This is a genomic window from Maribacter chungangensis (assembly GCF_042676845.1).
In the GTDB taxonomy this organism is placed as follows: domain Bacteria; phylum Bacteroidota; class Bacteroidia; order Flavobacteriales; family Flavobacteriaceae; genus Maribacter; species Maribacter chungangensis.
Genome location: NZ_JBHTHY010000005.1, coordinates 47,999 through 65,289, shown reverse-complemented (window position 1 = coordinate 65,289; position 17,291 = coordinate 47,999). Strand labels below are relative to the sequence as shown.

Annotated in this window: 14 protein-coding genes; 4 read left to right on the top strand and 10 right to left on the bottom strand. The window is 39.9% G+C overall.

Going from position 1 to position 17,291, the window contains the following annotated elements; all coding sequences use genetic code 11:
• Positions 1-82: 82 nt before the first annotated feature.
• From leuD to recG, 4 genes are all read right to left on the bottom strand, one after another.
• Positions 83-679 (bottom strand): 3-isopropylmalate dehydratase small subunit, encoded by a 597-nt coding sequence (leuD, locus tag ACFQZJ_RS07845; RefSeq protein ID WP_379933646.1) that lies wholly within the window; start codon positions 677-679, stop codon positions 83-85.
• 64 nt (positions 680-743) lie between these two features.
• Positions 744-1,091, bottom strand: a complete 348-nt coding sequence (locus ACFQZJ_RS07840) for a four helix bundle protein (protein ID WP_379933645.1) — start codon at positions 1,089-1,091, stop codon at positions 744-746.
• Between the two features lie 49 nt (positions 1,092-1,140).
• A complete protein-coding gene (leuC, locus tag ACFQZJ_RS07835; protein ID WP_379933644.1) occupies positions 1,141-2,565 on the bottom strand; it encodes a 3-isopropylmalate dehydratase large subunit in 1,425 nt (474 codons plus the stop codon).
• A 281-nt stretch (positions 2,566-2,846) separates the two neighbouring features.
• Complete coding sequence (gene recG, locus ACFQZJ_RS07830; protein ID WP_379933643.1) at positions 2,847-4,952, bottom strand: ATP-dependent DNA helicase RecG; 2,106 nt, start codon at positions 4,950-4,952, stop codon at positions 2,847-2,849.
• A 167-nt stretch (positions 4,953-5,119) separates the two neighbouring features.
• Between recG and ACFQZJ_RS07825 the strand changes: the two genes are divergently transcribed.
• A complete protein-coding gene (locus ACFQZJ_RS07825) occupies positions 5,120-7,225 on the top strand; it encodes a M1 family metallopeptidase (RefSeq protein ID WP_379933642.1) in 2,106 nt (701 codons plus the stop codon).
• Positions 7,222-8,136 (top strand): patatin-like phospholipase family protein, encoded by a 915-nt coding sequence (locus tag ACFQZJ_RS07820; RefSeq protein WP_379933640.1) that lies wholly within the window; start codon positions 7,222-7,224, stop codon positions 8,134-8,136. The genes ACFQZJ_RS07825 and ACFQZJ_RS07820 overlap by 4 nt, the downstream gene beginning before the upstream one ends.
• A 142-nt stretch (positions 8,137-8,278) precedes the next feature.
• On the opposite strand, the gene ACFQZJ_RS07815 is transcribed toward ACFQZJ_RS07820, so the two are convergent.
• From ACFQZJ_RS07815 to ACFQZJ_RS07795, 5 genes are all read right to left on the bottom strand, one after another.
• Entirely contained in the window at positions 8,279-8,866 is a 588-nt protein-coding gene (locus ACFQZJ_RS07815) for a DUF6642 family protein (protein WP_379933639.1), read from the bottom strand.
• An 858-nt stretch (positions 8,867-9,724) separates the two neighbouring features.
• Entirely contained in the window at positions 9,725-10,246 is a 522-nt protein-coding gene (locus tag ACFQZJ_RS07810) for a DUF7935 family protein (RefSeq protein WP_379933638.1), read from the bottom strand.
• A gap of 93 nt (positions 10,247-10,339) precedes the next feature.
• Entirely contained in the window at positions 10,340-11,113 is a 774-nt protein-coding gene (locus tag ACFQZJ_RS07805; protein WP_379933637.1) for a hypothetical protein, read from the bottom strand.
• Between the two features lie 53 nt (positions 11,114-11,166).
• Positions 11,167-12,477: an amidohydrolase gene (locus ACFQZJ_RS07800; protein ID WP_379933635.1), complete on the bottom strand. Its 1,311-nt coding sequence runs from the start codon at positions 12,475-12,477 to the stop codon at positions 11,167-11,169.
• Positions 12,478-12,486: 9 nt separating this feature from the next.
• Positions 12,487-13,026: a DsrE family protein gene (locus tag ACFQZJ_RS07795; protein ID WP_379933633.1), complete on the bottom strand. Its 540-nt coding sequence runs from the start codon at positions 13,024-13,026 to the stop codon at positions 12,487-12,489.
• A gap of 143 nt (positions 13,027-13,169) precedes the next feature.
• Between ACFQZJ_RS07795 and ACFQZJ_RS07790 the strand changes: the two genes are divergently transcribed.
• Together ACFQZJ_RS07790 and ACFQZJ_RS07785 are read left to right on the top strand one after the other, a co-directional pair.
• Complete coding sequence (locus tag ACFQZJ_RS07790) at positions 13,170-15,497, top strand: ATP-dependent helicase (RefSeq protein ID WP_379933632.1); 2,328 nt, start codon at positions 13,170-13,172, stop codon at positions 15,495-15,497.
• Between the two features lie 131 nt (positions 15,498-15,628).
• Positions 15,629-16,249 carry an L-threonylcarbamoyladenylate synthase gene (locus ACFQZJ_RS07785; RefSeq protein ID WP_379933630.1) on the top strand — a complete coding sequence of 207 codons (621 nt, stop codon included), beginning with the start codon at positions 15,629-15,631 and terminating at the stop codon, positions 16,247-16,249.
• Positions 16,250-16,424: 175 nt separating this feature from the next.
• On the opposite strand, the gene ACFQZJ_RS07780 is transcribed toward ACFQZJ_RS07785, so the two are convergent.
• Positions 16,425-17,279: an OmpA/MotB family protein gene (locus ACFQZJ_RS07780; RefSeq protein ID WP_379933629.1), complete on the bottom strand. Its 855-nt coding sequence runs from the start codon at positions 17,277-17,279 to the stop codon at positions 16,425-16,427.
• Between the last annotated feature and the right edge of the window lie 12 nt (positions 17,280-17,291).

Below are 17,291 nucleotides of genomic sequence, written 5' to 3'. Positions count from 1 at the left end.
TTTTATAGCGATATCGATTGTTCGTGTAATGATTGCCCAGATTGTGCAATCATTTTACAACGGTGCCAAGGATAATGAACGATTAGAAAGGTCTTGTTTTGGCGAACTCCTTGATATCCTGCTTTATGTTCAACAGATAGTCAATGTCGTCAAAGCCATTGGTCATATTATTCTTTTTGTAGTCGTTGATGTCAAAGGATTCACTTTCACCGGTAGCAAGTAAGGTGATTTTCTGCTCTGGAAGATCTACGCTCAATTCGGTTTTAGGATTTTTTTCTATGGCATCGAATATGCGCTTAAGAAAATCCGCACTCACTTGTACGGGTAGCACTCCTATGTTCAGACAATTTCCTCTAAAAATATCGGCAAAAAAGCTCGAAACTACCACACGAAATCCATAGTCGTATACGGCCCAAGCAGCATGTTCCCTTGATGAACCGGAACCAAAGTTCTGCCCCCCAACAAGTATTTTCCCGCTGTATTTGGAATCATTGAGTACAAAATCGGCTTTTGGAGTGTTATCTTGATTATACCGCCAATCACGAAACAGGTTATCACCAAAGCCTTCTCTTTCAGTCGCTTTTAGGAACCGTGCCGGTATAATTTGATCCGTATCCACATTCTCAATAGGTAGTGGTACCGCTGTAGATGTGATGTTATTAAATTTATCGTATGCCATTGTTTTGTAGCTGTGCGCTGTTCGTCATGCGCTATCCGCATATCTGTTTACGCTTTGTTAATATTTAAATTTTTTGCACTAAATTATTGATACTTCTTTTGGTTTTATTGACTTCATTATCCATTTTTTGATATGTGCTAGCATCTATGTACGCTAAGTCTTTAGCTAGGATTAAAAAATATTCCAACTCACTCGCAGAACCTTGGGAGATAATTAAAAATCGTTTGAATGCAGCGTCTGATTCCCTGCCACATCCCTCTGCAATATTAGAGGGGATAGAATAGGCAGCTCTACGCAGTTGACTTTTCAGCGCAAACTCTTCTGCTTTTGGGAAACTTTGAGTCTTTTTATAAACGTCAAGCGTAATGGCGTGACCTTGTTCCCAAACTTTATATTTTTTAAAATCTCTCATCAAACATGAATTGTACTATCAAATCTAAGTAGCGCAAAGCGCAAAGCGTTTAGCGTACAGCTGCTGTTTCTTTTTCCATTAATTCCCTTGGATCCGTAACCTTTCCAGTAACTGCTGCAGCGGCCGCTACTAACGGACTAGCTAATAGTGTTCTAGACCCAGGGCCTTGTCTACCTTCAAAATTTCTATTGGAGGTGCTAACGGCCAATTTACCTGCTGGAACCTTATCGTCGTTCATGGCCAAACAAGCAGAACAGCCTGGTTCCCTAAGTTCAAAACCAGCTTCGTTAATTATGGTCAGTAGGCCTTCTTCTTTTATCGCTTTTTCTACTTTATGTGACCCTGGTACGAGCCATGCCGTTACGTTATCTGCTTTTTTTCTTCCTTTGACTATAGAAGCAAAAGCTCTAAAATCCTCTATTCTTCCATTAGTGCAACTTCCAAGAAATACAAAGTCGATAGGTTTTCCGATCATGGAATCTCCTTCGCCAAATTTCATATATTCCAAAGACTTTTTATAGGTCGATGCCCCGCCCTGAACCATATTGGAACTTGGTATGTCATTGGAAATACCCATTCCCATACCTGGATTTGTGCCATAAGTAATCATGGGCTCAATAAGGGAACCGTCGAATGTCAATTCTTTGTCAAAAATCGCATCCTCATCGGTGTACAAGGTTTGCCAATAGTCCATCGCTTTGTCCCATGCGGCTCCTTTGGGTGTAAATTCGCGACCTTTTATATAGTGGAACGTAGTTTCGTCCGGGGCTATCATTCCGCCACGAGCACCCATTTCTATGCTCAGGTTACAAACCGTCATTCTGCCTTCCATTGTCATGTTTCTGAACACATCTCCCGCATATTCTACAAAATAGCCTGTAGCACCAGAGGTAGTTAATTGGGATATAATGAAAAGGGCAACGTCTTTGGATGTTACCCCAAATTGTAATTCTCCGGTTATATTAATTCGCATGCGTTTTGGTTTTGGCTGCATAATGCACTGGGTTGCCAATACCATTTCTACTTCCGAAGTTCCAATGCCAAAAGCGATAGCGCCGAAAGCTCCATGTGTAGAGGTGTGTGAATCTCCACAAACAATGGTAGCTCCTGGAACCGTAATACCGTATTCTGGACCAACAACATGTACAATACCGTTTTTTTCGTGACCAAGTCCCCAGTAGGAAATACCATGTTCATTGGCATTTTCTTCAAGCATTTTTAATTGATGCGCGGACAATGGGTCTTCAACAGGTAAATGTTGATTGATCGTAGGCGTATTATGATCCGCGGTTGCGAAGGTTTTTTCGGGATGTAATACCCCTATACCTCGGTTTTTTAAACCTAAAAAGGCAACCGGACTAGTAACTTCGTGAACCATGTGTCTGTCTATAAACAGGACATCGGGTCCATTTTTAATTTGATGCACTACATGTGAATCCCAAACTTTATCAAACAGTGTTTTTTTTGAACTCATCTCCTTTCATTTCTAAGCTAGCAAAGCTACTAAAAGATGGAATTTATTAGAAATTAACAGGTTTGTAAATTACGATGTTCAAAATCAGAAATAGAACCAAAAACAAATTCAAAAACATAATGTACATTGTATAAGCACCCCTACGTATATAGCAGATCGGGCTATTTTTACTATATAATTTAGATTTAATATGTTTAAAAATTTAGCTGTAAACCATATATTATTTTTCTTTTGAATTTCTGTTTGTCTTGCCCCGTGTAGTTGGTATCCACGCGTTAGAATTAACTAATATAATTCCAAATATTCTTGTACTTTACCAGTTGGGCGTAACTATGCCTAATGATTAAATTCTCAGGTTTTTCTAAAGATGGGTCGTCTTTAAGCAACCGCATCGCATAAAAACGTGCTGTTTTAAGAATATCATTGTCCTTTACAATATCCGCAATTTTCAGATTTAAGATGCCACTTTGTTGGGTGCCCATGATATCTCCGGGGCCACGCAGTTTTAAATCGACTTCTGCGATTTCAAATCCGTCATTGGTTCGGACCATGGTTTCCAATCGCGTTTTGGATTCTGCCGATAGTTTGTGGCCGGTCATTAAAATACAGAAACTCTGGTCTGCACCACGACCCACGCGGCCTCGTAGTTGATGTAGTTGGGACAGACCAAACCGTTCTGCGCTTTCTATGATCATTACCGATGCGTTGGGCACGTTTACGCCCACTTCTATTACTGTAGTGGCCACCATAATCTGTGTTTCGCCTTTTACAAAGCGTTGCATTTCATATTCTTTGTCCGCCGGTTTCATTTGTCCGTGTACAATGGATATTTGAAACTCCGGTGGCGGAAAATCCCTTGCGATGCTTTCGTAACCGTCCATAAGGTCTTTGTAATCCAAGGCTTCGGATTCCTGTATCAAGGGATATACGATGTAGATTTGCCTGCCTTTTTTAATCTCGTCCCGTATAAATCGGAATACTTTGAGTCGGTTCGAATCAAACCTGTGTACCGTTTTTATGGGCTTTCTACCGGGTGGCAATTCATCTATAACCGAAATATCCAAATCACCATAAAGGCTCATGGCCAAGGTTCTTGGAATAGGGGTTGCCGTCATCACTAGAATATGTGGCGGGTATTCATTCTTATGCCAGAGTTTGGAACGTTGCGCCACGCCAAAACGATGCTGCTCGTCTATAATGGCCAAACCCAGATTCTTGAATTTTACCTTGTCCTCTAAAAGGGCATGGGTACCTATTAGGATGTTTAGTTCCCCATTTTCAAGTTGTTCGTGAATGGGTTTTCTGGCCGATTTTTTTACCGAACCGGTGAGTAAGGCACAACTAACACTTGTATCTTTTAATAAATCCGAGATGCCTTGGTAATGTTGAGTGGCAAGGATTTCGGTGGGTGCCATCAAACAAGCCTGGAAACCGTTATCAATGGCCAATAACATGGCCATTACGGCGACAATGGTCTTTCCTGAGCCCACATCGCCCTGTAATAATCTATTCATTTGGGCATTGCTCCCCAGATCCGACCTTATTTCCTTTATGACCCGTTTTTGCGCATTGGTAAGCTCAAACGGGAGCTTGTTCGCGTAAAAATCATTAAAACCTTCGCCTACCTGATCAAAAGGAAAACCTTTGATCTTTTGCTTGTGAAGCATATTCTTGGCGATGAGTTGCATTTGTAGGTAAAACAGTTCCTCAAATTTTAGACGAAACTGCGCCTTTGCCAGTAATTCTTGAGTTTTTGGAAAGTGGATACTGTAAAGCGCCTCGCTTCTGGAAATCAGTTTTAATTCATGTAAAAGTCCGTCCGATAAGGTTTCGGAGAATTTTCCTTTGGTTTCTACGAACAGCTGCTGTAGCAATTTACCAATAACTCGGTTCGTTACGCCTTTGTTGCTTAGTTTTTCGGTGGATGGATACACCGGTTGCATGTGTACTTTAAGGCCTTTTTCATGTTCGGAAAGAAGTTCCATTTCCGGATGCGGCATGGAAAAAGTAGTATTAAACACATTGCATTTGCCAAAGATGACGTAGGGGATGTTCAATTTTAGGTTTTCCCGTATCCATTTTTGACCTCTGAACCAGACTAGCTCCATATCGCCCGTATCATCTTGAAAACGGGCCACCAAACGTGTTCCCTTCTTTTGCTCAACAGTTTTTATGTGGACGATTTTTCCAATAATCTGCACATCGGCATTGCTTTTTTGCAGTTGTCCAATTTTATAGTATTGTGTTTTGTCGATATACCGGTGTGGAAATAGATTTAGCAGGTCTTGGTATACATGAATCCCCAGTTCGGACTTTAGGCTATCCGCTCTGTTTGGACCAACGCCTTTTAGATATGCAATGGGAGTTTGAAGCATTGTTGGATTCATGCCACTAAATTACGTAAAAAGCCCCCTAAGCCCCAAAGAGGGGATACTATTTACAATCAAATCGTAAATTGAATGTTTTCAACTTCACCACCATGGATATGACTACCGTGAGTTTAGGCTTTAAGTACCGAAAACCCTAACTTTGGTTGTTTTGAATTCTATGTTTTATGCCCAGAATAAGTATTGTAGTTACTATTTTCTTTACGTTTCTTAGTGTTGCCCAGCATCAAGATAAGGTAGATTTTCTTAGTGCCCGCGCTATTATTTATCCGGTGCCGGAGGATAAAATGATTAGAGGAGCCATAGATTATCAATTTTTGGTAATCGATAGGTTGGATTCTATTTTCTTGGACGCTAAGAATATGGATTTTACATCGGTAAAACTGAATTCTAAAAATCAACAATTCCGTTATGATGGGAAGTATATTGTTGTCCATAAGAAATTTAAAAAGGGAAATACGTATTCGCTACAACTAATCTATACATGTCGCCCCAAACAAACCGTCTATTTTTCCGGGTGGGACGATAGCGTGGACGGGAACGAACAAATATGGACGCAAGGGCAAGGGAAATATACCAGTCATTGGCTGCCCAGTTTTGATGATATGGAGGAGAAGGTGGAGTTTGACCTAACCATATACGGAGGTTCAAATATGACCATAGTAGCCAACGGAAAGCTAATGGAAAAAACTTTCGGCGGACAAGGAACCTATGACTGGCAATTCGACATGCAAAAACCTATGAGCAGCTATCTTTTGGCCTTTGCAATTGGGGACTATAAGAAACAGGTGCTGACATCCAAAAGTGGCATTCCCATAGAAAATTATTTCTATCCAAGCGATAGTGTACGCGTAGAACCGACCTACAGATATACGAAAGAGATTTTTGATTTTTTAGAAACGGAAATAGGAGTTCCCTATCCTTGGCAGAATTATAAACAGGTGCCGGTGCATGATTTTTTATATGCCGGTATGGAGAATACGGGGGCTACCATTTTCTCCGATGGGTTTATGATAGATTCCACTGCTTTTACGGACAAGAATTATGTAAACGTAAATGCCCACGAACTAGCGCACCAATGGTTTGGAAATTTAGTGACCGAGAAAAACGGGGAGCATCATTGGCTACATGAAGGTTTTGCCACGTACTATGCGTACTTAGCTGAAAAGGAGCTTTTTGGAGACGATCATTTTTATTGGAAATTATACGAAACCGCGCAACAGCTAATATCCATATCCGAAAAAGGTGAAGGCCAATCCTTGTTAGATTCCAAAGCCAGTAGTCTTACCTTTTATGAAAAAGGAGCATGGGCCTTGGTCGCCTTGCGGGAAGAAGTGGGGAACGATGCCTTTATAAGCGGGATACAAAGTTACTTGAGAGCCTATCAATTTAAAAACGCAACTGTTTCACAGTTTTTAACGGAAATGGCCAAAGGGAGCAAGCTGGACCTCTCCGCATACAAAAAGAGGTGGTTGGAAAGCAAGCAGTTTCCGGCAGCTGAGGCAATGGCCATCTTGGAAAAATATTCGCCTTCACTAAGCTTGATGTCCCAAATGAACAAGGAATTTGAACGGATGCAAAGTGATGCTATAAATTATGAACGGTATTGGAACAGTTCAACCTCCATGCACTTTAAAAAGTATCTGATACAACAGCACCATCAGCTTTTGCCTAAATCGATTATTGAAAATGCATTTGCTATGGTTTCTTTACCTATTAGGCAAGCGTTGGCTAATTCCTTACTAGGTATTTCCGCAACGTCCCAAGACAAAGAAATATGGAAAACTAGTTATGAGACGCTCTTGGAAGATAAAAGTTATGTTACCCAGGAAATAGCCCTCATAAAATTATGGAGTATTTTTGAGAAGGAGAGGTACCTGTATTTGGATAAATTATCCGATACCGTTGGTCTTCCCAATAAAAACATTAGGTTGCTTTGGTTGACCTTAGCTTTGGTTACACCTGATTATAGAATGGGTGAAAAGGCAGATTACTTAAATGAACTTATCCATTATACCAAATCGGTCTATAATCCGGAAATTAGACAAATGGCATTTACGTATTTAAGAGATATACAAATTATGAACACAGCAGTTCTTAAACAATTGATAAAAGCAACCAATCATCACTCTTGGCAATTTCGAAATTTTGCAAGACGTTTGTTGGACGAGCAGTTAGAAAATGAAGTTGCAAAAAGCCAAATAGAAACTGTTCGTAAAGAACTAAAGGAGGACGATTTGCGTTATCTTAACACCAAACTTAATTTAGAATGAGAGCATTGGTTATTTCCGGTGGTGGCAGCAAGGGTGCATTTGCTGGCGGTGTAGCAGAGTTTTTGATAAAAACCTCAGGTAAAAAATATGATATTTTCGTAGGCACGTCCACCGGTAGCTTGCTTATTTCTCATCTGGCCTTAGGTAAATTGGAGAAAATCAAAGAGATTTATTCAAATGTAAATCAAGATACCATATTTAATAATTGTCCCTTTATTGTAAAGAAAAAATATGGTGTAGACGAGATTTCCATTAACCATTGGAATGTTTTAAAGAATTTCATTGCCGGTAAGCAAACCTTCGGGGAAAGTGAAAATCTCCGAAAAATGATTAAAAAGAACGTTACCATAGAAGAGTTTAATGAGCTTAAAAATGGAGTAACGGACGTTGTTGTAACAGTATCCAATTTGTCCTTGAATCTAGTGGAGTATAAATCCATAAAGGAATGTACCTACGATGAGTTCTGTGATTGGATTTGGATATCCTCAAACTACGTACCGTTCATGAGTTTGGCGCGCGTAAACGGTTGTGAATATGCCGATGGCGGACTGGGAAGTATCGTTCCTATTGAAGAGGCGATAAAACGTGGAGCGACAGAGGTAGATGTGGTCGTTTTACATACCGAAGTTAATTACATGAACAGAATGCCTTCGCGTAATCCGTTTGAACTGCTTACCACGATGTTAAGTTTTATTTTGGATCGTATAGAAAATCAGAATATACGTATCGGAAAATTAGTAGCCAACCAGAAAGATGCCATAATCAACCTATATTATACACCTACGGTTTTAACCACGAACTCCCTAATTTTTGACAAAGCGAAAATGACACGCTGGTGGCAGCGTGGCTATCTCTATGCTAAAAATAAAAACGAAGAAACAAATCCTATTGCGCCCAACGAGAATGAGTGATTTTGGCTGGTAGTCTTTGATTTTTTGGAGTGTAACCGGAAGTTTACGGTAAAAACAACCGCTAGTAAGCGCACTGGTCGTATAAAATTGGAATTGAAATAGCGCGATGGCCAAAATCCAATTCCATTAAAGAAATGTTGGTTTAATAATACAGTCTAAAATCAAGTAGCTTACAAAGATTATAGTGTTTTTGAAACATCTCCTCAACTACCTCTTTATAATTATCGTTTTCTTGATATAGACCAAAAAAAACACGGTCAATAGTACTTATGCTTGAAATCTCACGACGCTTAGTTCCGTACCCTGAAATTGCCCGTGCTCCGGTTATGTCTAAAAAGTATTGGGACTCCTCATCCGTAAGGTCCAGTATTTTTTGATTTGCAAAATGAATGAGTTTCCCTTTCATTTTCCCCTCAAAAAGTTCGGCTATCTCCAAAATGCTATAGTAATAGTCGTTAATTAAGATATTATTGGCCTCTCCAGGCATAATTAGATAGATGATTTCATAATCCTTAAAGTTGTGGTCTTCATACAGTAAATTGTTAAGACTGTCTTCTAATCCTTCAATGGTATCACAAGATTTGTAAATGCTGGTGATGTTTTGATGCAAGGCAATATCCTCTAGGATTTTTAAAACTTCCGTGGTATGGGTATGCTCGGTATCCGGAACTGCCTCAAGGCAAAATATAAATTTATCAGTTTCGGTAACCTTTGCTTGTATAGTACTCATAGTATGCAAAACTCTGGTTTTGAGCCGTGTTTAACAAACAAATTATTAAAATGTTAGGAGGGCGGTATTTACTTTTTCTACTCCGGACTCATAGGATAGTCAGCTATGCGGATTTAAAAGTAATAATACCAATTTAAGTTTTGAATGTCGTATTGAAAATTTGAATTATTTTTTTCTCAGTTTAGGAATGAAATCTAAGCATAGCATTAGCTATGGTTCTATTTTATGACGACAAATGAGTAAAAAAGAAACTTGTTTTATGCGACATCTAGAAGTTAAATTGGTATAATAGTGCATAAAACATAAATCAATACGCTATAAGATAGTAGCGTCATTAAAAAGGGGCTTTGCTTCTAGGGTTTTTATAAAGCTCACTATTTATATCAAACAACAACAAGCGTAGCGTTAACCATATATAATACCATGATAACTCTAGCTTGTTTATCCACTTGTCCATACAAGCATTATCCTTTGCATTGATTTCGGTCAAATACTAAATAAGAAGTCATTTAAACTTTTTCCGTTGGCTAAAAAACTGCTCTTTTTCACTGCGCGCCGCAGCTGGCTCCTCATTCAAAAGCCAAATTGTTGGCTTTTGTTTCGGCCCTGTCTTTTTTTTCCTCCGTATCGATGCTATGTAAGTCAAAAAAAGTATTCAAATGTTCAAAGAACCACTAATTTTTGCTTGGACTCTAAAAGTATAACCCATTTCTAAAATATAAACTAAAATGAAAGTGACGAAATCATCTTTTTCGGATCGGTACGATGCCGATATTATTTTTTCAGGGCCAAAATGTATCTGATGTAACCATCCTCGTGCAGATAGGCCTGTTAGCAGTGCTTGGTGCTTAATTTATTTTAGTGCCAGAGCTCCCCAATTTCTTTTTTAACGTACGATAGCGCAGTGGTGGAAGGTGATGCTTTTTCCATAGTTTCGGTTAGGATATCTTCACGTAGTTTATCCGCTGTTTCCGTTTCGCTCATAGCCGCTTTTCGTATCATCTGTATAGTAGCGCTTTTCGCTGCTTTAATAATATTCCAACACTCATCGGTCATATAAATCTGCTGCGAAAGGTTATGCTCAAATTCGGTCTCTATGTTTTTAATCAGTAAATTTTCGTAATCCGATTTATTGTCCGTTAACGGCCCCACACGCACAACCAAACTTGGAATGGCAATACGCTCCAAAAAGAGTGCCATACGTTCGTAGGCTTGCATTCTTAATGGTAATGCATCTTTTTGTGAATCTTTATGTAGTAGAAAACGTCTGCGACCTTCTTCATTATTGGTATGTAGCCGAAAAAAATAAAACGCTACGGCTCCGGTAACAATAGAGGGAAAAGTATAGGCGAAAAGTTGTAAAATCTGGTCTGAGGTCATGTCTAATAATTTATTGTAGTTCGTAGTTTATATCAGACACTAGAACGACCAATTTTATCAATTAGTATATGGCCTCATCGATGAAATACAACTTTACTGATTTTTCATATCTTCCTTGGCATGGGTATAGAAAGCTTTATAATCTGGATGAATACGGATTTGAATTCCCTCCTTAAAGCCACCATCTTGTGCTTTTACGCTTATACGGCTCCCATTTACGGCATTGTTTACTATTAATTCATTGGAAACCGCCGTTGCCTGATTCAGTGCAATATGTAGTTCTCCGGTAATGTTCATACCTACCACCGTGATTGCGGCTTCAGGATTGGCATTGAGTAATTCCCCTACTTTTGCCAGTAGTTCTTTTGAGGTTGCCAATAGCTCGGTTCCGAGTCCGTCCGTAAAGAAAAAGTCCAATTTTTCGGATATAATTACGACCCCGTCATTTACTTGCACTTTTGCATTTTCCCCTAAGGTACGCTTGGCGTTGGTCAGCACTACCAGTGCAGTGGAATCTGCACTGGCAAAGCCTCCGGTAATACTTTTTATCTGTGCCTCTTTACGCTGCAATGTTTCCAAGGTTTTGTTTATATTCTTGGAATTTTGACTGGAAAGCGTTGCAAAGCTATTCAGGTTTTTCATCAAAGTAGCGTTCGCATCTTGTAGTCCGGTTACTTGGGTCTGCAGTTCCTCGGCTTTTAAAAGGCTGATTCTTTCCGCTTGTTTGGCATCGGATATAATTCCCTTGATAGAATCCAATTGATATTTTAATTCCTGGTTCTCGGAAATAAGCTCACTTTTCCTTTGTCCTTGAAGTGTTAAACAACCCAAGACCATTACTACGCAAAGCACAAAAATATTTTTCATAAAGTATTAATGTCAGTTTGTAACTATTTTTTCTAGCAGAAATGATAGAACGCTTAACCTTTTGGTTTGGTATCTAAAATAGGGGTTTGGTCGCTATTCAAATAATCTAGGCTCATCTCCGTTAGTGCTCTAACCCCCAATAACAAATCACTATCATCTATTTTAAAGTCTGGCGTGTGATGTGGAAAAGACTCTGTATTACCTGGCGTCATTCCTCCTAAAAAGAAGAAAAATCCGGGAGCTTCCCTTTGAAAATAGGAAAAATCCTCTGCACCTGTAACGGCCTTTTGTGTATTCACATTTCCTTCTCCTGCAACCCGTTTTAAGGTAGGCAGCATTTGTGTTACCAGTTCTGGGTTGTTGTAGGTGATATCCGTAGCATCTTTAATTTCACAAGTTGCCTCGCCACCGTATGCTTTCGCAATGGTACTTACCATTTCGACCATGCGTTTGTTCAGTTTATCCTTCATGTCGTAATCCAAGGTTCTTATGGTACCGATCATTTCCGCATCTTCCGGGATAATATTGAAACGAACACCGCTACGTATTTTTCCAACGGTAATAACCGCCGCTTCATTGGTAAGGTTCGTCTCCCTGCTTATAATGGTCTGTAGGCCGTCAATGATTTTTGCACTTATCAAAATAGGATCTATACCGGACCACGGCTGTGAACCATGACTTTGTTTGCCTTTTACTTTTATGGTAAAGCTCTGTGCCGCTGCCATTGTTCCACCAGATTTATAGCGTATGGTGCCAATGGGAGTCTGCGAATTTATGTGCAGTCCAAAAATAGCGTCTACCTTCGGATTTTGCATCACCCCTTCTTTTACCATAAGCAAGGCACCGCCTTCTTCTCCTGGTGGCGGACCTTCCTCGGCAGGTTGGAAAATAAATTTTACCGTGCCTTTTATCTTATCCTTGTTTTTGGACATCACCTCAGCAACACCCATTAAGATTGCTGTATGGGTATCGTGACCACATGCATGCATTACACCAACTTTTTCGCCCATAAACTCCGATGTTACGGTAGACTTAAAAGGAAGGTCGTTGCGCTCCGTAACCGGAAGTGCATCTATATCTGCCCGTAAGGCCACGACCTTACCGGGTTGATCACCTTTTAAAAGACCAACAACTCCTGTATGTGCCACGCCGGTCTGAACTTCTATTCCTAAAGATTTTAGGTGCTTTGCAATTTTCTCCGCTGTCTTGAATTCACGGTTGCCAAGCTCAGGGTTTTGGTGAATGTCCCGGCGCCATTCTATAACTTTTGGTTCTATGGCCTTGTAATCGCCATCTAAATTGGGTCCTTGTGCATTTGCCGTTATCCCAAGAAGAAATACGGCTAAAAATCCTAGTTGTTTCATAGTGCTGGTTTAAAATTTTATCAATCTATAGTTATCGTCCTGTAATTGTATCAATGCGGTCATGGCCGAAAGGGAAATTTGTACTCCGGTTACCAAGTCTTCTTTTGGAAATCCTCTAGAAACCGAAGACTGTCCGCAGAAAATCACCTCGGCTCCTGAATCCATAAGTTGTCGTAATAGTTCTTCGTTCGGATTTTTTACCCCATATTTTTTCTGGTATGCGGTACTATTTGCCACGTCTTTTGAGGCTTTATTGTGAACTATGAGTGCTACTTTTAACTGTTTTAACGGAATACCATTTTGGGCATGCATATTTAAAAAGCGAGCGGCCGTTTCTAAACTGGCGTTCACTTGAGATGGATCCTCAGGAGAACTCATGATGTCAAAAACTGCCCTGTATGTTTTGGTTACATCGGTCTTGAAATCCGGATCGGTAATGTCCCAAACCGGTCCGTAATCCTTGATTATAGGCCCCGTTTTCTTTTCTTGTGCTGTGATACCTGCGAAAACGAACAGGCCTATCAGCAAAGTAACGTAGTTTTTGTGCATAGTTTTTATACTATTTTTTTGAATCAATCGCTAAATATATTCAAATTGTGAGGAATAACCGCTTATTGTTTATAAATCTAAAAAACTACATTTCAACTATCCCTATATAATGGCTAAATTCACGGTCTAAAACCAAGATTGAATTGAGTAGTTATTTAGATGTATTGAACGAGGCACAGCGCGCACCTGTGCTTCATAAAGATGGGCCGCTAATGGTCATTGCCGGAGCAGGTTCCGGTAAGACGCGGGTGCTTACGTACAGAATAGCCTATTTAATGGAGCAAAACGTGGATGCGTTTAATATTTTGGCGTTGACCTTTACCAATAAGGCCGCACGTGAAATGAAAAAACGTATTTCCGATATGGTAGGGGTTTCGGAGACCAAAAACCTTTGGATGGGAACCTTCCATTCCGTTTTTGCAAAGCTCCTCCGTTTTGATGGCGACAAGTTGGGCTATCCGAGCAATTTTACCATTTATGATACGCAGGATTCCCAAAGGTTGATAGCCTCTATTATTAAGGAAATGGGGTTGGACAAGGATATTTACAAATACAAACAAATCCAAAATAGAATATCTTCTTTTAAAAATAGCCTAATTACCGTGAAGGCCTATTTTAACAACCCGGAACTCATGGAGGCCGATGCCATGGCGAAAAGACCAAGGGTAGGGGATATCTATCAGAATTACGTTGATCGCTGCTTTAAGGCCGGTGCTATGGACTTTGATGATCTGTTGTTGCGCACCAATGAGCTGTTGACGCGGTTTCCAGACGTACTTATGAAATATCAGGATAGGTTTCGCTATATACTAGTAGATGAGTACCAAGATACCAACCACTCCCAATATTTGATAGTGAAAGCCTTGGCCGACCGATTTCAGAACATTTGTGTTGTGGGCGATGACGCCCAAAGTATCTATTCGTTCAGGGGTGCGAACATTAGTAACATCCTGAATTTTCAGCGCGATTATGAAAACGTAGGTATGTATCGTTTGGAGCAGAATTATAGGTCTACCAAGAACATTGTAAATGCCGCTAACTCTATCATTGCCAAAAACAAGGACCAATTGGAAAAGGTGGTCTGGACTGCGAATGATGATGGCGGGCAAATTAAAATACATCGCAGTATTACCGATGCGGAGGAAGGTAGGTTCGTAGCCCAATCTATATGGGACCATAAAATGAACCAGCAAATGCATAATGGGGAATTTGCGGTGCTCTACAGAACCAATTCCCAATCCAGGGCCATAGAGGACGGACTGCGAAAAAGAGATATTCCATATAGAATCTATGGCGGACTCTCATTTTACCAACGGAAAGAAATTAAGGATGTACTATCGTATTTACGACTTGTTATAAACCCAAAGGACGAAGAAGCACTAAAAAGAGTGATAAATTTTCCCGCTAGAGGTATTGGTCAGACTACGGTAGACCGTTTGGTGGTGGCGGCCAACCATTATGGGCGTTCGATCTTCGAGGTCATGGAGAACATTTCCAAGATAGACCTTAAAATAAATAGTGGCACCAAAAGAAAATTGGAAGATTTTGTTACGATGATCAAAAGCTTTCAGATAATGAACGAGGGTGCCAATGCATTTGAACTTGCCGAGCATGTGGCCAAAAAAACGGGATTACTGCTAGAATTTAAAAAGGATGGTACTCCGGAGGGCATCGCCAAAATGGAAAATATAGAAGGGCTGCTTAACGGTATAAAGGATTTTGTTGAAGGACAGGTAGAAGTTGTAGATGCAACCGGAAGTATAAGTGAATTTCTTGAAGATGTTGCCTTGGCTACTGATCTGGATAATGAAACCGGTGATGATGACCGTGTAGCCTTAATGACCATACATTTAGCAAAAGGATTGGAGTTTCCCTATGTTTATATCGTAGGGATGGAGGAAGATTTGTTTCCATCGGGAATGAGTATGAATACCCGTAGCGAACTAGAGGAAGAACGGCGATTGTTTTATGTAGCCCTAACGCGGGCGGAAAAGCAGGCCTATCTTACGTATACCCAAAACCGGTATCGGTGGGGAAAATTAATCGATGCCGAGCCCAGTAGATTTTTAGAGGAAATAGATGAGCAATATATAGAGAATTTGACCCCGGTGGATGGTGGCTATCGTTATAAATCTTTAATAGATGCCGATATATTCGGTGAAGTTGACAAAAGCAAGTTGCGCCAAAAGAAACCGGAAAAAGGTACGCCTCCAATTGTGGGCAAACCTAACAGTAACCAACTTAAAAAATTACGTAAAATAAAGCCGGAGTTGGCGAGACCTGTTGGTAATACCAATCAGATAGATGCCAACTTGGCAGAAGGTTCGGTGGTTAACCACAACCGTTTTGGTAGGGGACAGGTATTAAAAATTGAAGGTGTAGGGAATGACCGTAAAGCCGAAATAAAATTTGACCAAGGCGATGTTAAAAAGTTATTGCTGCGATTTGCAAAGTTAGAGGTGGTTTCTTAACCTATTTCGGAACTTAGACCTCGTATATGATCATCTTGTTTAACGTATAGTATTTTGTGACTTATTACAAGATAGGTAATGATTTTATGTAATTTTTGCGTAATTTAAAGAAGTAATAAAAGTTATAAAATTTGGCCGAATTCATTAAAATATACGAAGAGAATCCCAACCCTAAACAAATTAATAGGGTAGTGCAGGTACTGCGAAAAGGCGGCCTAATTATTTACCCTACCGATACGGTATATGGATTAGGGTGTGATATTACCAATACAAAGGCCTTAGAGAAAATAGCGCGTATAAAAGGAATAAAATTGGCCAAAGCGAACTGGTCCTTTATTTGTCCTAACCTTAGCAATCTCTCCGATTATGTGCGTCAAATAGATACGGCAACCTTTAAGATTTTAAAAAGGGCATTGCCTGGTCCCTATACTTTTATTCTTCCCGGAAACAATAATTTGCCAAAGGATTTTAAAAAGAAGAAAACCGTTGGTATTCGTGTGCCCGATAATGCCATTGCGCAAGCACTTGTAGAAGCTTTGGGAAACCCTATCGTATCTACCTCTATTAGAGATGATGATGATGTTTTGGAATACACCACTGATCCGGAACTTATCTTTGAGAAATGGGAACATTTGGTAGATGTTGTTATTGACGGGGGCTATGGAGGTAATGTAGGATCAACGATTATTGATTTATCCGATGGATATCCTCAAGTGATTCGCGAAGGCAAGGGGAGTTTGGATATTATCTAGTAACTACCGATGTTACAGTTTAGGTCCAATTCAAATGCTTATAGCGCCTCAATGGGTGTTAGGGTCAATAACTAATTGCCATTTATTCATAGTAATCCTAGTTGAAAATATCGCATAAAAAAAAGGGTGCTTGACTTGTCAAACACCCTTTTGTATAATGTATATGATCTATCGATTATTTATTGATAGCAGGGTCTTTCATCCCTTCCTCGATCATACTGTAGAACTGGTCTATTTTTGGAAGTACGACGATTCTTGTTCTTCTGTTTCTAGATTTTTCTGTAGAGGATACCGGGATATACTCGGATCTTCCGGCCGCGGTCATTCTCTTTGGGTCTACGTTGAAATCATTTTGCAATATTCTAACTACGGATGTTGCACGTTTAACGCTCAAATCCCAGTTGTCCAACAAAGCACCGTTTCTTCTGTAGGGTACATCATCTGTATGCCCCTCTACCATAAATTCAAAATCCGGCTTATTGTTTACAACCTTGGCTACCTTGCCTAAAACATCTTTGGCTCTTTTGGTAATATTGTAGCTCCCGCTGCTAAACAATAACTTGTCGGAAATTGAAACAAAAACAACTCCTTTTTCCACACTTATTTCGATGTCCTCGTCGTCCAAGTTGCCCAAAACACCTTTTAAGCTCTGTACCAACGAAAGGTTTACAGAATCTCTTCGCGTAATGGCATCGTTTAATTTACGAATGGTCAAATCCTTTTCTTGCAGGCTTTCCAAAGATTTCTCCAGGTTCTCCGCACCTTTTGTAGTTAAGGTAGTAAGATTGCCCATGTTGTTGATCAATTCCTGGTTGTTTGCTTTTAAGAACGCATTTTGGTCTTCTAAAGTTTTTAACCTGGCCGAAGCGGTAGCCTCTTCTTCTAAACAATCGTTTAATTTAACCGTGGCGGAATTCAATAAATCCTGCGTTTCCTTGTGTTTTGCCTCCAGATCCGAAAATTTCTTTTTCGATACACAAGAAGATAATAAGAACGTTGCTGCAAGACAGCCTAAAATGATTTTTTTCATAATTGTGAACTA

What these genes read in the sequence shown, in the direction of transcription:
- leuD (WP_379933646.1), bottom strand. Translation starts at nt 679, where the DNA reads ATGGCATACGATAAATTTAATAACATCACATCTACAGCGGTACCACTA.
- ACFQZJ_RS07840 (WP_379933645.1), bottom strand. Translation starts at nt 1,091, where the DNA reads ATGAGAGATTTTAAAAAATATAAAGTTTGGGAACAAGGTCACGCCATT.
- leuC (WP_379933644.1), bottom strand. Translation starts at nt 2,565, where the DNA reads ATGAGTTCAAAAAAAACACTGTTTGATAAAGTTTGGGATTCACATGTA.
- recG (WP_379933643.1), bottom strand. Translation starts at nt 4,952, where the DNA reads ATGAATCCAACAATGCTTCAAACTCCCATTGCATATCTAAAAGGCGTT.
- ACFQZJ_RS07825 (WP_379933642.1), top strand. Translation starts at nt 5,120, where the DNA reads ATGCCCAGAATAAGTATTGTAGTTACTATTTTCTTTACGTTTCTTAGT.
- ACFQZJ_RS07820 (WP_379933640.1), top strand. Translation starts at nt 7,222, where the DNA reads ATGAGAGCATTGGTTATTTCCGGTGGTGGCAGCAAGGGTGCATTTGCT.
- ACFQZJ_RS07815 (WP_379933639.1), bottom strand. Translation starts at nt 8,866, where the DNA reads ATGAGTACTATACAAGCAAAGGTTACCGAAACTGATAAATTTATATTT.
- ACFQZJ_RS07810 (WP_379933638.1), bottom strand. Translation starts at nt 10,246, where the DNA reads ATGACCTCAGACCAGATTTTACAACTTTTCGCCTATACTTTTCCCTCT.
- ACFQZJ_RS07805 (WP_379933637.1), bottom strand. Translation starts at nt 11,113, where the DNA reads ATGAAAAATATTTTTGTGCTTTGCGTAGTAATGGTCTTGGGTTGTTTA.
- ACFQZJ_RS07800 (WP_379933635.1), bottom strand. Translation starts at nt 12,477, where the DNA reads ATGAAACAACTAGGATTTTTAGCCGTATTTCTTCTTGGGATAACGGCA.
- ACFQZJ_RS07795 (WP_379933633.1), bottom strand. Translation starts at nt 13,026, where the DNA reads ATGCACAAAAACTACGTTACTTTGCTGATAGGCCTGTTCGTTTTCGCA.
- ACFQZJ_RS07780 (WP_379933629.1), bottom strand. Translation starts at nt 17,279, where the DNA reads ATGAAAAAAATCATTTTAGGCTGTCTTGCAGCAACGTTCTTATTATCT.